General features: G+C 64.3%; 16 protein-coding genes. 9 read left to right on the top strand and 7 right to left on the bottom strand.

Features of this window, described 5'->3' with window-relative positions; genetic code table 11:
- Positions 1-46 precede the first annotated feature (46 nt).
- The 8 genes from ACQY7X_RS19960 (at position 47) to ACQY7X_RS19925 (ending at position 7,996) form a co-directional block, all read left to right on the top strand.
- Positions 47-1,093 carry a septal ring lytic transglycosylase RlpA family protein gene (locus tag ACQY7X_RS19960; RefSeq protein WP_428247183.1) on the top strand — a complete coding sequence of 349 codons (1,047 nt, stop codon included), beginning with the start codon at positions 47-49 and terminating at the stop codon, positions 1,091-1,093.
- Entirely contained in the window at positions 1,071-2,255 is a 1,185-nt protein-coding gene (locus tag ACQY7X_RS19955) for a D-alanyl-D-alanine carboxypeptidase family protein (protein WP_428247182.1), read from the top strand. Before ACQY7X_RS19960 ends, ACQY7X_RS19955 begins: the two co-directional genes overlap by 23 nt.
- On the top strand, positions 2,252-2,905 hold the full coding sequence (tmk, locus tag ACQY7X_RS19950) for a dTMP kinase (RefSeq protein WP_428247181.1): 654 nt from the start codon (positions 2,252-2,254) through the stop codon (positions 2,903-2,905). Before ACQY7X_RS19955 ends, tmk begins: the two co-directional genes overlap by 4 nt.
- On the top strand, positions 2,902-4,053 hold the full coding sequence (locus ACQY7X_RS19945) for a DNA polymerase III subunit delta' (RefSeq protein WP_428247179.1): 1,152 nt from the start codon (positions 2,902-2,904) through the stop codon (positions 4,051-4,053). The genes tmk and ACQY7X_RS19945 overlap by 4 nt, the downstream gene beginning before the upstream one ends.
- Positions 4,054-4,060: 7 nt before the next feature.
- Positions 4,061-4,822: a Crp/Fnr family transcriptional regulator gene (locus ACQY7X_RS19940; protein WP_428247177.1), complete on the top strand. Its 762-nt coding sequence runs from the start codon at positions 4,061-4,063 to the stop codon at positions 4,820-4,822.
- 146 nt (positions 4,823-4,968) lie between these two features.
- Complete coding sequence (locus ACQY7X_RS19935) at positions 4,969-5,940, top strand: tripartite tricarboxylate transporter substrate binding protein (RefSeq protein ID WP_428247176.1); 972 nt, start codon at positions 4,969-4,971, stop codon at positions 5,938-5,940.
- A 69-nt stretch (positions 5,941-6,009) separates the two neighbouring features.
- Entirely contained in the window at positions 6,010-6,480 is a 471-nt protein-coding gene (locus ACQY7X_RS19930; protein WP_428247175.1) for a tripartite tricarboxylate transporter TctB family protein, read from the top strand.
- Between the two features lie 16 nt (positions 6,481-6,496).
- A complete protein-coding gene (locus ACQY7X_RS19925; protein WP_428247174.1) occupies positions 6,497-7,996 on the top strand; it encodes a tripartite tricarboxylate transporter permease in 1,500 nt (499 codons plus the stop codon).
- On the opposite strand, the gene ACQY7X_RS19920 is transcribed toward ACQY7X_RS19925, so the two are convergent.
- Genes ACQY7X_RS19920 through ACQY7X_RS19890 form a run of 7 tightly spaced genes read right to left on the bottom strand, consistent with a single transcriptional unit; the run spans position 7,965 to position 12,995 of the window.
- Positions 7,965-8,573, bottom strand: a complete 609-nt coding sequence (locus ACQY7X_RS19920; protein ID WP_428247173.1) for a ferric reductase-like transmembrane domain-containing protein — start codon at positions 8,571-8,573, stop codon at positions 7,965-7,967. The two genes, ACQY7X_RS19925 and ACQY7X_RS19920, sit on opposite strands and share 32 nt — an antisense overlap.
- Before the next feature lie 18 nt (positions 8,574-8,591).
- Entirely contained in the window at positions 8,592-9,401 is an 810-nt protein-coding gene (locus ACQY7X_RS19915) for an alpha/beta fold hydrolase (protein ID WP_428247171.1), read from the bottom strand.
- A complete protein-coding gene (locus ACQY7X_RS19910; RefSeq protein ID WP_428247170.1) occupies positions 9,401-9,760 on the bottom strand; it encodes a hypothetical protein in 360 nt (119 codons plus the stop codon). The genes ACQY7X_RS19915 and ACQY7X_RS19910 overlap by 1 nt, the downstream gene beginning before the upstream one ends.
- A gap of 3 nt (positions 9,761-9,763) precedes the next feature.
- Complete coding sequence (locus ACQY7X_RS19905; RefSeq protein WP_428247169.1) at positions 9,764-10,123, bottom strand: MaoC/PaaZ C-terminal domain-containing protein; 360 nt, start codon at positions 10,121-10,123, stop codon at positions 9,764-9,766.
- Positions 10,120-11,604: an acyl-CoA synthetase gene (locus tag ACQY7X_RS19900; protein WP_428247167.1), complete on the bottom strand. Its 1,485-nt coding sequence runs from the start codon at positions 11,602-11,604 to the stop codon at positions 10,120-10,122. Before ACQY7X_RS19900 ends, ACQY7X_RS19905 begins: the two co-directional genes overlap by 4 nt.
- A gap of 12 nt (positions 11,605-11,616) precedes the next feature.
- Entirely contained in the window at positions 11,617-12,378 is a 762-nt protein-coding gene (locus ACQY7X_RS19895; RefSeq protein WP_428247166.1) for an enoyl-CoA hydratase/isomerase family protein, read from the bottom strand.
- Positions 12,375-12,995, bottom strand: a complete 621-nt coding sequence (locus ACQY7X_RS19890; protein WP_428247164.1) for a TetR/AcrR family transcriptional regulator — start codon at positions 12,993-12,995, stop codon at positions 12,375-12,377. Before ACQY7X_RS19890 ends, ACQY7X_RS19895 begins: the two co-directional genes overlap by 4 nt.
- A 241-nt stretch (positions 12,996-13,236) precedes the next feature.
- On the opposite strand from ACQY7X_RS19890, the gene ACQY7X_RS19885 reads away from it, so the two are divergent.
- Positions 13,237-14,448 carry a substrate-binding domain-containing protein gene (locus tag ACQY7X_RS19885; protein WP_428247162.1) on the top strand — a complete coding sequence of 404 codons (1,212 nt, stop codon included), beginning with the start codon at positions 13,237-13,239 and terminating at the stop codon, positions 14,446-14,448.
- Positions 14,449-14,471: the final 23 nt, after the last annotated feature.

Genomic DNA, 14,471 nt, shown 5'->3' with positions numbered 1-14,471 from the left:
GTTCCAACCCGGCACCACTGTTCCGGCCAAGGGACTGCGGTTAACCATGTTTCTGGCCCTGGCCGCACTGGGCCTGAGCGGCTGCGCCGAGACCCAGCTTGTCGCCCATGCGACCAAGAGCGTGGTGCGCCCGGACCCGACACCGCCGGTTTCGGCGCCGGCAGGGCGCGGCACCGGCATCTACAAGGTGGGCAATCCGTACCAGATCAACGGTGTCTGGTATTACCCCAAGGAAGATGCGAATTACGACGAGACCGGCATCGGTTCCTGGTATGGCGAGCAGTTTCATGGCCGCGCCACCGCGAATGGTGAAGTGTTCGACATGAACGAGGTGACGGCGGCGCATACCACGCTGCCGATGCCCTCGCTGGTCCGCGTCACCAACATGGAAAATGGCCGCTCCATCGTGGTGCGCGTGAATGATCGCGGGCCGTATGTGAATGGCCGTGTGATTGATCTTTCGCGCCGTTCGGCGCAGCTGCTTGGCTATGATCGGCAGGGCACTGCCAAGGTACGGGTGCAGTATGTCGGCCCGGCACCGCTGGCCGATGGCACCACGGCGGTGGCTTCCGCCGCCGCACAGCGCAGCGGCAACGAGGAACGTCCGTCGGCTTCGCCGCGTGGCGCCGTGGTTTCGGAAGCCCTGCCGCCGCCGGCGAGTCCGCGCGGCAACAACGCGGCCCGCAACAGTTCCAGCCCGAACGTGGTGGATTCCACCACCAGCAGCCAGCCGAGTTCGGTGCAGATCATGGCCAATACCAATCAGGGCCCGGTCGCCGCGCCGACTTCCGGCAACGCGCCGCGCGGCAATCCCAATGCCGAACTGGCGCGCCAGCCGGTGCAGACCGTGGCGGTGGCCGGGGGCAAGAATATCTATGTGCAGGTAGGGGCCTTCACACAGCACGAGAATGCCAGCCGTGCCGCGGCTTCGATCTCGAATTATGGCCGCGTCGGCATTTCGTCGCGCGTCGTCAACAACCAGGAATTCTTCCGCGTCCGCCTTGGGCCGTACGATCAGGTATCCTCTGCCGACGCGGCGCTGCAGCAGATGCTTTCGATCGGACAGACCAATGCGCGTATCATCGTCGAATAAGCTCGCCGCGACTGCGGCTTTCGCCATTTCCCTGCTGTTTGCCGCGCCCCAGGCGCAGGCGCAGATCGGTCAGGTCGATACCCTGGCGCGGCAGATGCTGCTGATCGACGCCGAAACCGGCACCGTGATCTTCGAGAAGAGCAGCGACGAGCGCATGCCGCCTTCTTCGATGTCGAAGCTGATGACCGCTTACATGGTGTTCGAGCAGCTCGCCAGCGGCAAGCTGCGCATGGACGACGTGTTCCCGGTATCGGAGAAGGCCTGGCGCATGCAGGGCTCGAAGATGTTCGTGCATGTTGGCGACCGGGTGAAGGTGGAAGACCTGCTGCGCGGGGTCATCATCCAGTCCGGCAACGATGCCTGTATCGTGCTGGCGGAAGGCATCGCCGGCAGCGAGGAACGCTTCGCCGAGATGATGAACGAGAAGGCGAAGCAGATCGGTCTGCCCAACAGCGTGTTCCGCAACGCTTCCGGCTGGCCCGATCCCGACCATATGATGACCGCGCGCGACCTTGCCACGCTGGCGCAGCAGATCATCATCCGCTACCCGCAATATTACCATTTCTATTCCGAGAAGGATTTCACCTACGGCATCGACCCGATCAGCAAGCGGCCGATCAAGCAGGGCAACCGCAATCCGCTGCTGTACAAGGACATTGGTGCCGATGGCCTCAAGACCGGCCATACCGAGGCCGCCGGCTATGGCCTCACGGCTTCGGCCAAGCGCGGCGACCGCCGGCTGATCCTGGTGGTGAACGGCCTCAAGAGCATGAACGAGCGTTCGCGCGAAGCCGAACGGCTGCTCGAAATCGGCTTCCGCGAATACGATACCTACAAGCTGTTCGCCGCCGGCAGCGTTGTGGAAGAAGCCGATGTCTGGCTCGGGGAGCAGGCCAAGGTGCCGCTGGTGATCAAGGATAACCTTGCCATCACCATGGCGCGGCGCAGCCGCACCGGCATGAAGGTGGTGGTGCGTTACGAGAATCCGATTGCCGCGCCGATCGTGCAGGGCGCGCCGCTCGGCACGCTGCTGATCACCGCGCCGGAAATGCAGCCCGTAGAAGTGCCGCTGCTGGCCGGTGCCTCGGTGTCGCAGCTTGGTTTTGGCGGCCGCATTTCGGCGGCGCTGAACCATCTGCTCTGGGGCGCAGGCAAGAAGTGAGTGTGAAGCCCGGCCGGTTCATCACGCTGGAAGGCGGCGAGGGGGCCGGCAAGTCCACTCAGATCAAACGCCTGGTGGTGGCTCTGCAAGGCCTTGGCCTTGAGGTCGTGCAGACGCGCGAGCCGGGCGGCACGCCAGGGGCGGAGGCGATCCGTGGCCTGCTGGTCACCGGCGATACCGCGCGCTGGGAAGCCGATACCGAAGCCCTGCTGCATTATGCCGCCCGCGCCGAGCATGTCGCCAAGACCGTGAAGCCGGCGTTGTCGCGTGGCGCCTGGGTGGTATCCGACCGCTTCGCCGACAGCACCATGGCCTATCAGGGCTATGCCGGGCAGGTCGGCCGCGAGCGCATCGCCGCCCTGCACAAGCTGGTGCTGGGGGATTTTCAACCCGATCTTACCCTGATCCTGGACCTGCCGGTGGCGGAAGGCCTGCGCCGTGCCGGCGCCCGCGCCAGCGCCACGGGCAGCAACGAGGACCGCTACGAGCGCATGGGGCTTCAGTTCCATGAGGCGTTGCGCGCGGCTTTCCTGGATATTGCAAAGCGCGAGCCGGGGCGCTGCCAGGTGGTGGATGCCGCCGGAGACCCCGACAGCGTTGCCGTGGCGCTATGGGCAGGGCTCGCGGCGCGGTTTAATCTCGCCGCATGAGCGGCTTCGACAGCAAGGATTTCACCTCCTGGGGACCACGCCACGCGGCGCATCTGGTCGGCCACGCGGCTGCCGAGGCGACCTTGCTGGAAGCCTGGAGTTCCGGCCGCCTGCCGCATGCCTGGATGATCACCGGGCCGCGCGGCGTCGGCAAGGCGACGCTGGCGTTTCGGTTCGCGCGGTTCCTGCTGGTCAATGGCATTGCCGGCTCGGCTGCCGATGAAGGCCCGAGCCTGTTCGGCGATCCGCCGCCATTGCCGAAATCGCTGGCCGTGGCCGAGGAGCATCCGGTGTTTCATCGCGTGGCCAGTTTCGGCCATGCCGACCTGATCACCGTTGAGCGCAGCTGGGACGACAAGAACGACCGCTGGCGCGGCGAGATCGTGGTGCCGGATGTGCGCGCGGTGATCGACCGCTTCGGCAAGACAGCGGCGGAAGGCGGCTACCGCGTCTGCATCGTCGATGCCGCCGACGACATGAATATCAATGCCGCCAACGCACTGCTGAAAATCCTGGAAGAGCCGCCGCCGAACGCGGTGCTGCTGCTGATCAGCCATGCGCCGGGCAGCCTGCTGCCGACCATCCGTTCGCGCTGCCGCCGCCTGGTCCTTCAGCCGTTGGAAGACGGTGCGATGCGCCAAGCCCTGCAGGGCCTGCTGCCGGACCTGTCGGAAGCCGAACGCCATGGCCTGGTGGTGGCAGCGGAAGGCTCGCCGGGGCGTGCCATGGCGCTCGGCGCCCAGGGCGGGCTGGACCTGCTCCGTGAACTGCTCGATCTCATCGCCGGGCTGCCGAAACCCGATGGACAGAAGCTGCACAGCCTGGGCGACAAGCTGGGCCGTGCCTCGGGCGCGGAGAATTTCCGCGTCATGATCGACCTGTTCCGCTGGTGGCTGGCGCGGCTGGTGCGCGCGGCGGCGGCCGGCAAGGTGGGCGGCGGCGCCTGGGCGGAACTGTTCCAGGGCGAGGCGGCTCTGGCGGCGCGGCTGGCTTCCTGGCAGGCGCCGGACCGCTGGGCCGAAGATTGGGAAACCATCGGCCGCTTGCTGGATCGCGGGGAATCGGTCAATCTCGACCGTAAGCAGTTGCTATTGAACCTGTTCGCGATACTGGGCCGCGCCGCGGAAGCCGCGACGGCGCAGCGCTGAGGGGGCCATGGTCGTCAAGACCGATCCAGGACGGAGCGAGGGCAAGTCGCGCGCGGCCACGCCACAGCGTGATTCGCTGGAATCGATTCCCTTGCTGCAATCACTCTCGCCCTCGGCGCGGGAGGAGGTGGAGCGTGCCTGCCAATGGCGCCGCCTGGCCGCCGGCGAGCAGATCGTCGACCGCAATTCCGACAGCCGCGATGTCTATTTCGTCGTCGAAGGCAATGTCGAGGTGATCAACTACTCCGGCAACGGCCGCGAGATTTCCTATGCCACGGTGCCTGCTGGCGGCTATTTCGGCGAACTCTCCGCCATCGATGGCGAACGCCGCTCGGCCAGCGTCGTTGCCGTCACCGCCTGCCGCCTGGCCGCCATGCCGCCGAAGGCTTTCGAGGCGTTGCTGGCGCGCTCGCCCCAGGTGGCGCTGGATGTGATGCGGCGCATGGCGCGCATCATCCGGGCAAATAACGAGAAGATCATGGATCTTGCCACGCTGGGCGCGATCCAGCGCGTGCACCGCGAATTGATCAACCTGTCGCGCCGCGATCCGGTGAACCCGACCGGCTGGCTGATCTATCCGATGCCGAAGCAGCATGAGATTGCGCGCCGCGCCGCCACCACGCGTGAAACCGTGGCGCGCGTGCTGGGCCAGTTGATGGATGGCGGCCTGATCCAGCGCAAGGACAAGACTTACTACCTGAACGACCGCTCGGTGCTTGAGCAGTCTGTGGCGCGCATGGATACGCGCCATGCCGATCCCACTACTTGATATCATGTGAGATGACGAGAGCGGTGAGTGCCGCCCGGCTTTACACATCCCATTGACCTGCCATCTTATATACTAGATAGTAATCCGTGGACGGTACGGGCGGCAAAAGCCCGGCCGCGGAGGAAACAAGCAGGAAGGGATAAGCCATGCGTGGCTTCAAGACATTCATGACCGGCCTGGTGGCTGGTGCGGCTTTGCTTGCCGCCGGCGCTGCTCAGGCGGCTTTTCCAGATCGCCCGATCACCCTGATCGTGCCGTGGGGCGCGGGTGGCGGCACTGACGCCACGGCGCGCATCATCGCCAGCCTGATGGAAAAGGAACTGAAGCAGCCGATCAACGTGGTGAACCGCACCGGCGGCAGCGGCGTGGTCGGCCATGCCGCCATCGCCCAGGCGCCGGCCGATGGCTACACCATCGGCATGATCACGGTCGAGATCGCCATGATGCATTGGCAGGGCCTCACCGAACTGACGCCGTCTTCCTACACCCCGATCGCGCTGGTGAATGCCGATCCGGCCGGCGTGCAGGTGCCGGCTGACGCACCCTACAAGACGGTGAACGACCTGCTGGCGGCGGTGAAGGCCGCGCCCGGCAAGTTCAAGGCTTCCGGCACCGGCCAGGGCGGCATCTGGCATCTGGCGCTCGCCGGCATGCTGCGTGACCAGAAGATCGATCCGGCTTCGGTTGGTTGGGTGCCGAGCAACGGTGCCGCGCCGGGCCTGCAGGACATGATTGCCGGCGGCGTGCAGATCGCTCCGGTGTCGCTGCCCGAGGCACGCGCGCTGATCGATGCCGGCAAGGTGAAGAGTCTGGCCGTGATGGATGCCAAGCCTTCGGCACTCTATCCCAATGTGCCGACGCTGAAGAGCGCCACGGGCAGTGACTGGACCATGGCGGCCTGGCGCGGCATCGCGGCGCCCAAGGGCCTGCCCAAGGATGTTGCCGACACGCTGCTGGCGGCGCTGAAGAAGGTGCATGACGGCAAGGAGTTCAACGACTTCATGGCGCAGCGCGGCTTCGGTGTGATCTGGGCCGGCCCGGATGACTACGCCAAGTTCATGGCCAAGTCCGACAAGGACATGGGTGAAGTGATGAAGGCGGTCGGTATCGCCAAGTAACGCAGTGCCGGCGCCGTGCGATGAACACGGCGCCGGTTTTCGTTTTCGCGTCGGCCGGAGTAGTGATCCATGCGTCTCCATGATGCCTTGAGCGGTGCCGTGCTGGCGCTGCTTGCCATCGCCGTGCTGGTCGCGGTCAGCAAGTACCCCACCATCCCGGGCCAGGAAATCGGCCCCGCCGCATTTCCTGGCTTGGTCGCTGTACTGCTGCTGGGCTGCAGCGGCTTGCTGATCGTCAAGGGCCTGCGCGGGCCGCGCATACCGCTGGTGCAGTTCGGCGCCTGGGTATCGTCGCCACGGCATCTGGTGAACTGCCTCGCCGTGATCGGCGGCTTGATCTTCTACATCCTGTGCGCAGATACGCTCGGCTTCATTCCCTGCAGCCTGATCATCCTGTCGGTGCTGTTCTATGGCCTGGGTGTGCGGACCGTGATGATTCTGCCGGTGGCGCTGATCGTCACGCTGATCATCCATACGCTGTTCTACAAATTCCTGCGCGTGCCGCTGCCCTGGGGGCTGCTGCAAGGCATGATCTGGTAGGCGGGGAGGGCGCGCCATGATGCAGAGCACGATGCAGGCCTTCAGCCTGGTATTCGATCCCTATGTGCTTTTGGTGATGCTGGGCGCATCGATCTTTGGCCTAGTGGTGGGCGCCATTCCAGGCCTCACCGCCACCATGGCCACTGCCTTGCTGGTGCCGATCACCTTCTTCATGCCGCCGGTGCCGGCGATTGCCGCCATTGTCACCGCCACCGCCATGGCGATCTTTTCCGGCGATATCCCGGGCTGTCTGCTGCGTATTCCCGGCACGCCAGCCTCCGCTGCTTATACCGATGAAGCCTACCAACTGACCCTCAAGGGGCAGGCGGAACTGGCGCTGGGCGCGGGTCTGGTGTTTTCCGCCATCGGTGGCCTGTTCGGTACCGCCGTGCTGGTATTGGCGGCGCCGGCCCTGGCTGAGATCGCCCTGAAATTTTCCTCCTTCGAGTATTTCTGGCTGGTGGTGCTGGGTTTGTCCTGTGCCGTGTTCATCGGCAACTCAAGCACACTGAAAGCCTGTATCTCGCTACTTATTGGTCTGCTGGTGGCTTGTGTCGGCCTGGAGAATCCCGGCGGCTTCCCGCGCTTCACCTTTGGCAATACCGAGCTTATGGGCGGTGTGAGTGTCATTCCGATGATGGTCGGCATGTTCGCCGTATCGGAAGTGCTGCGCTTCGTGGTCAACATGGACCCGCCGGCCCGTCTGGTGGTCAACAAGCTCGGCAATGTCTTTAGCGGCATGTGGGATCTGCTGAAGAAATACCCTGGTGCATTGTTGCGCGGCTCCACGCTCGGCACCATCATCGGCATTCAGCCGGGCGCGGGCGCTGACATGGCAGCCTGGATCTCCTATGCCATGAGCAAGAAATTTTCCAAGGAGCCGGAGAAATTCGGTACCGGCCATATTGAAGGGATCGTTGAGTCGGGTGCTGCCAACAATTCCGCGTTGGCGGGGGCTTGGATTCCGGCATTGGTGTTCGGCATTCCGGGTGACTCGATCACCGCGATTGCCATCGGCGTGCTGTATCTGAAAGGCCTCAATCCCGGCCCGACACTGTTTCTCAATAACCCGGAAAATGTTTACGCCATCTTCCTGGTGTTCGTGATCGCCAACCTGATCATGATCCCGCTGGGCTGGGCCACGATCAAGGCCGCCACCAACATCCTGCGCGTGCCGGGCAATATCCTGATGCCTACCATCCTGCTTTTCTGCATCGTCGGCTCTTTCGCCATCAACAACACAGTGTTCGGTGTCACCGTTATGCTGGTGTTTGGCGTACTGGCCTACATCATGGAAGAAAATGGTTTCCCGGTGGCGCCGGCAATCCTGGGCGTGGTACTGGGTACGATGCTGGAAGAGACATTCGTTACCTCCATGATCAAGTCCAACAATAGTGTGCTGGGCTTTTTCGAGCGGCCTATCTCTGCCGGTCTCGGCGTAGTCACGTTCACTATTCTGTTCTGGCCGGTGGCAAGTTGGCTGGTCAAGCGGCTGCGGCAGCCGGCCGGCGCTTGAGCCGGCTGGCCCATAGCCTCAGCACCATCACCGCCAGCAGCAACATCACGGCTGCCCAATAGAGCGGCTTGTCCGGTGCGCGTTTGGCGAAGCTGACCACGAAGGTGCCCCAGATATAGAGGCCGCCGATGGCATGCAGGCGGCTCCAGCGTTTCGGCCCGAGCCAGCGCACGGCGCGCTCATTCGAGGTCAGGGCCATCAGGGCGATGAACAGATAGGCAATCGAGCCGAAGCTTTGCGACGGGGTGTTGCTCTGGGTGCCGAACAGCACGGGGTCGGTGTTCCAGAATACGATGATGGCGTAAAGATGCAGGGCATGCGAGGCGGCGAAACTTAAACCCAGCGCGCGGCGTTCGCGCAGCAGGCGGCGGGCGAAGGTACCGGGATAAAGCTGCGCCAGGGCCGAGGCGGTGTAGGCCAGCAGGAACAGCAGCAGCGAGGTGCGGGCGGTGGCGCGGATCGCCACGCGATAGCCTTCCACGGAGCCGCCATGGCTCCACAGGATCGCCAAGGTCATGGCGGTGAGCAGCAGGCTCAGCAGCACGGCGAGGCGCCAGCGGCTTATCCAAGTAGGCATGCGCGCATCCTCCAGGCCTTAGCGGGCAGGTTCAGGAGCGGCAAATGTAGCAGCGAATTCGGCGAGTGCCGTGTTGAATTCCGCGTGTTGTTCCAGATGCGGCATGTGGCCGGAGTGTTCCAGGCAGAGGCGGCGGGCGCGCGGCAATGTTGCCGCCAGCCATTCGGAGACTTCCGGCGCGTATAGCTGGCTTTCACCGCCATGGATCACCAGGCACGGCAGGTCCAGGCGCGGCAGCAGGTCGCGGAAATCCTGCGCCGCCATCGAGGCCCAGAGCGCCGCCATGATGGCGGGATCGTTTTTTGGCATCTCGGCGCCGATCCAGTCTTTCAAGGCGGCTTCCGGCGCATGGTGGCGGGCAAAGAGATGCGGCAGTGAAGCCGCGCTGAAGCCCCGCCAATCGGCCCGCATCAGGCTCAGGGTTGCCGCGTTCTGTGCCGCGTCGAAGCCGCCGCCGAGGCCCAGCCGCCAGCCGGCATCAGTGAACAGCCGTGCCGTCATGTCCTCGATCACCAGGCCGGCGATATTGCGCCAGCCATGGCGGCGCAGGTAGTCGAAGGCCACCATGGCGCCCATCGACCAACCGACCAGGACAGGGCGTTCGACACGGTATTGCCCCAGCATGTCATGCAGTGCATCGGCTAGGCCGCTGATCGTCAGGTCGGCAATGGCCGGGCTTTGTCCATGGCCGGGCAGATCGGGCAGCAGCAGGCGGAAACGGCCTTGCAACGCCTCAACCTGCGGCGCGAAGAAGCCGCCATGGCAGGACCAGCCATGCAGGAAGACCAGTGGCGGCCCAGAGCCGATATCGCGCACATGCATCGCCATCAGGCTCCGACATCCTTGATCAGCACCAGGGCGCGGCCTTCGCAATAGCGGGTGCCATCCGGTCCGGTGCAAGTCGTCGTGAGGTCGGCGAGATGCTTGTCGGGCCGCAGCTGCGTGATCTCGACGCGCGCGGTCAACGGCAGGCCGACAGGTGCCGGGGCGAGAAAACGCATTTCCTGCTTCAGGTAATTCGTGCCGAAGCCGGGCAGTTCAACGCCGAGCAGATAGGAGAACAGCGCGCCGATCAGGGGTTCGGGCACGCTGCTGGCCACAGCATCATTGCCAGCCAGAGTCAGGAATGCCCGCACGTCATCCGCCGAAAAGCCGCGGGTGGTTTCAGCGAAATCGCCAACCTGCATGGCTCAAGCCTCCGTGATCGCCATGTCGCCACGGCAGACTTCAGTGCCATCGGCAACACGGCGCACGCTGATGCCATAAAGGCCGGGGCCATTCGGGATCAGCGTGAAGCGCAAGGGTTCATCGGCATAGGCCGGTGCCGGAAACATCAGGTTCTGATGCTGCTGCCTGGCGCCGGGATGGCGTGCCTGTACCATGCCCCACAGCACCGAGTAGAGCAGCATGCCGTGACTGACGGTGCGGCCGAAGCGGGTGCGGGCAGAGAAGGCCGGATCGACATGGATCGGGTTGTTGTCGCCGCTCACTTCGGCGAAGTGGTTGAAGTCGGCCTGGGTCAGTGTGCGCTGAATGCTGATTTCGGTCATTGCAGATTGTCCCGCAGGATATGCTTGCGGATCTTGCCCGCTGCGGTGCGCGGGAATTCCGTTACGATCTCGATACGCTTGGGCACCTTGTAGGCCGCCAGATTGGTGCGGCAGAAGGCGCGGATCGCCTCTGCGTCCAGCCGTGCATCCGGCTGCGGCAGGATCACGGCGCAGCCGGCTTCGCCCCATTTCTCGTCGGCAATGCCGAGCACGGCACATTCCAGCACGCCGGGGAAGCGGTAGAGCACGGCTTCCACTTCCGCCGGATAGACGTTTTCGCCGCCGGATATGTACATGTCCTTGATGCGGTCGACGATGAAGTAATAGCCGTCAGAGTCGCGGCGGCCGACATCGCCGGATTTCAGCCAGCCATCGGCGGTGAGTGCATTGCGCGTCGCGGCGTCGTTGTTGAAATAGCCTGGCGTGATATTCGGTCCGCGCATCCAGATTTCACCGGGCTCGCCTTCGGCCACGTCGCGGCCCATTTCATCCACCAGCCGCACTTCGGTGAGGATTTGTGGTTTGCCCACCGAGCCGATGCGGGCGCGGGCCTCGGCGCGGTCCATGAGAAAAACCGTCGGGCCGGTCTCGGTCATGCCGAAGCCGTTGCACACCGTCACATCACGGGTGGCGAACAGGCGGATCAGCGGTTCGGGCAAGGGGGCGCCGCCGCAGCCCCAGGCGCGCACGCGGCTGAAATCGGTGCCGGCGAAAGCCGGGTGCAGGCTGATCGCCTGGTAGATCGCCGGCACGCCGAAGAACAGCGAACAGGCGCCATCGGCGATCAGGCGCATGACGGCATCGATATCGAATTTGCGCAGCACACTCACACGGCCGCCGGCAATCAGCATCGGCAGGGTGTAGAGATTGATGCCGGCGGTATGGAACAGCGGCAGGAAATTGATCGTGCTGTCCTGGCCGGTGAGATCGATGGCCTGACCGACATTGACGTAATTGGCATAGGCCATGCCAACGGTCTGGATCACGGCTTTCGGCTTGCCGGTGGTGCCGGAGGTATAGAGCAGATACCAGACCTGACCGGCGGCCCAGCGGGTGGGGAATTGCCCCGGCGCCGTGCGCGCCAGCAGGGCCTCGTAATCCGTTTCCGACAGCGTGGCGGTAATGTTGAACTCGGCGGCCAGCGCGGCATGCTCGGCATCATGCAAGAGCAGCGTGGCGCCACAATCTTCCAGGATCGGGCGCAGTTCCGGTGCTGGCTGGCGCCAGTTCAGCGGCACCAGGATCACATTCGCCTTGGCGCAGCCAAGCAACACCTCGAAAAACATCGGGCAGTTCAGGCAGAGAATGGCGATGCGGTCGCCGGCCTTGATGCCGAGGCCGGGCAGCGCGGCGGCAAAGCGCGCGGCGCGGTCGTTCAGTTCGGCATAGGTGGTTTCGCGGCCGGTGGCAACATCAGCGAAGGCGACGCGCTGTGGCGTCAGCTCGGCGCGTTTCAGGGGCAGGTCCGGCACGAAATCCATCGGTTCCTCCCGTCACGCCGACTTGGCCAGGAAGCGCGCCATGCCGGCATCGGTTTCCTGGCTGTCGATCTGGTCGATGAAGCTCTGGCGCTCGGCTTCCAGCGCGGCGGCAAGGGCAACGCGGCGCTCCGGCTTGAGCAATTGCTGCTTTGTGCGGGCAATGGCTGCCGGCACCTTGCTAAGCAGTGTGGCCTGCCATTGCCCGATCACCGCATCGATATCCTCGGCGACGGCCTGGGCCAGTCCAAGGTGCAGCATTTCATCGGCATTGACGCGGCGGTTGAGCAACTGGATTTCGCGTGCGGCGGCTTCACCGATGCGCCCGGGCAGCATCGCGCACCAGCCGCCATCAGGGCTGAAGCCGACATCGACATAATAGGGTTGCAGGAAGCCGCGCGGCGTGACCGCAACCAGATCGCAGGCCAGCACCAGACCGAGCGCGCCGCCAGTGAGAGGACCTTGCACGCGGCCAAGCACCGGGCAGGGCAGATCGAGCAGGGCCAGGATGGCGCGGTTGAGATCGCCGACCAGCCGGGCGGCGTAATCGCGCCGCTGGCCGCGCGGCACGGCATGGAAGCCGGCAACATCGCCGCCGGTGGAGAAGCTGCGGCCCTCGGCGGCCAGAACCAGCAGGGCTGGCGGTGCGCGGTGCAATGCCTGGAGGGCCGCCAGCAGTTCATGCAGCAATTCCGGCACCAGGCTGTTATGCCGTTCGGGCCGCGCCAGGGTGAGGCGGGCGGCAGCCTCGGTCCGGTCCAGCCGGACCAGGGTCATTTGAACATGCCCTGGGTGAGAGCATCCATCGCGGTATCGACCACGGCCTCCAGCGGTGCCTTTGGCTCCCACAGGCCATAGCGCTGGCCGAGGAATACAGCGATGCCCATCAGCATCCAGGCACGCACTTCAATATGGCCGCTCTGCTTGCCTGGGCGCATTTCGCCGCGCTGTTCAGCAGTTGCAAGCGCTGCGCCATAGCCACGGGCGAATTCTGTGTAGTAGCTGCGATAGATCGCGGCATCGACGAATTGCGATTCCTCCACCACGCGGTAGAGGTCAGGGTCCTTGCGCACGAACTGGATGAAGGCGCGCAGGCCCAGCTTTTCCGCTTCCTGGCGGCTCTTGGCGCCGGCGGTGGCCTCGGTGAGATGCTGGCGCAGCTGGCGGCCCATATGCAGCACCAGTTCGCGCATCACATCTTCCTTGCTGCGGAAGTAGATGTAGAAGGTGCCCTGGCCGACGCCGGCCTCCGCCGTAATGGTGCTGACCGAGGCTTCGCCAAAGCCTTTGCGGCCGATGTCGCGCTTGGCGGCATCGAGAATCTTGCGCCGTGTGCTCTCGCCGCGCCCGGTTTTTGGCGCCGGCAGAGCCTTTTTCCCCCCAGGCTTGGTCATTTGTGCCGTCATGTGAAACATGAATCGTTTGTCAGGTAAGAAGTCGCGCCTGGGCGCCGGCTTGTCAAGCGGCGGAAAACAAATTTGCCGTATTGACCGGCCCGGGGGCGTAGCAGTACAAATACACGAAACATGAATCAACTGTCATGTTTGGGAAGGAAACAGGCCGCGCCAAAAGCGGCAGGGAACCTTTCCGGCTGACATTCGGGCGTTTCGCGTTCAAACCAAGGGAGAGGAAACCATGCAACGCATGTTGAAGGCCGCCGGTATGGCGGTGGCGCTGGCCGCACTGGCCCCGGCTTTGATGATCTCTGCGCCGGCCATGGCGCAGGATATCAAGATCGCGCTGATCACCAGCAAGACCGGTCCGCTGGAAGCCTACGCGAAGCAGACCGAAACCGGTTTCATGATGGGCCTGGAATACCTCACCAAGGGCACCATGACGCTGAACGGCAAGAAGATCCGCGTCATCGCCAAGGATGACCAGCTCAAGCCCGATCTCGCCAAAACCCTGCTTGAGCAGGCCTATGCCGACGACAAGGTGGATATCGCTGTTGGCACCACCGGTTCGGGCGGCGCGCTGGCCATGCTGCCGATCGCTGCCGAATACAAGAAGGTGCTGATCGTGGAGCCGGCAGTGGCCGATGCCATCACCGGCGCCAACTGGAACCGCTATATCTTCCGCACCGGCCGCAACTCGATGCAGGATGCCTATGCGGGTGCTGCCGCCTTGCCGGCCACCGGCGAAGTGAATGTCGGCATGCTGGCGCAGGATTATGCTTTCGGCCGCGATGGCGTGAAGGCGGTGAAGGACGCGCTGGCGCAGATCCGCCCGAACGTGAAGGTCGTGTTCGAGGAATACGCGCCGCAGCAGACCACCGATTTCACTGCTTCGGCCCAGCGCCTGTTCGATGCGCTGAAGGACAAGCCGGGCAAGAAGATCATCTCGATCATCTGGGCCGGTCCGCATCCGCTGCCGAAGATCGCCGATCTGAAGCCGGAGCGTTTCGGCATCGAGATCGCGCCGGGCGGCAACATCCTGCCGGTGATGAAGCTGTACAAGCCGTATCCGGGCATGGAGGGCGCAGTCTACTACTACTACGACTTCCCGAAGAACCCGATGAACGACTGGCTGGTGGCCGAGCATACCAAGCGCTTCAACAGCCCGCCTGACTTCTTCACCGCTGGTGGCATGGCTGCCGCTTCGGCGACGCTGACCGCCTTGCAGAAGGCCGGCGGCTCCAACACCGAGAAGCTGATCGCCGCCATGGAGGGCATGGCCTTCGATACCCCGAAGGGCACCATGATCTTCCGCAAGGACGACCATCAGGCGATGCAGCCGATGTACCACTTCCGCGTCAAGAAGGACGGCAAGAACGACAACGACCTCCTCGAACTGGTCCAGACCATCACCGAGGACAAGATGCCGCTGCCGATCCGCAACAAGCGCTGATCACCCGCCGGAGCGGCGTGACC

This window comes from Ferrovibrio sp., from assembly GCF_965278975.1.
Taxonomy (GTDB): domain Bacteria; phylum Pseudomonadota; class Alphaproteobacteria; order Ferrovibrionales; family Ferrovibrionaceae; genus Ferrovibrio.
This window is presented reverse-complemented; position numbering and strand designations above follow the sequence as displayed.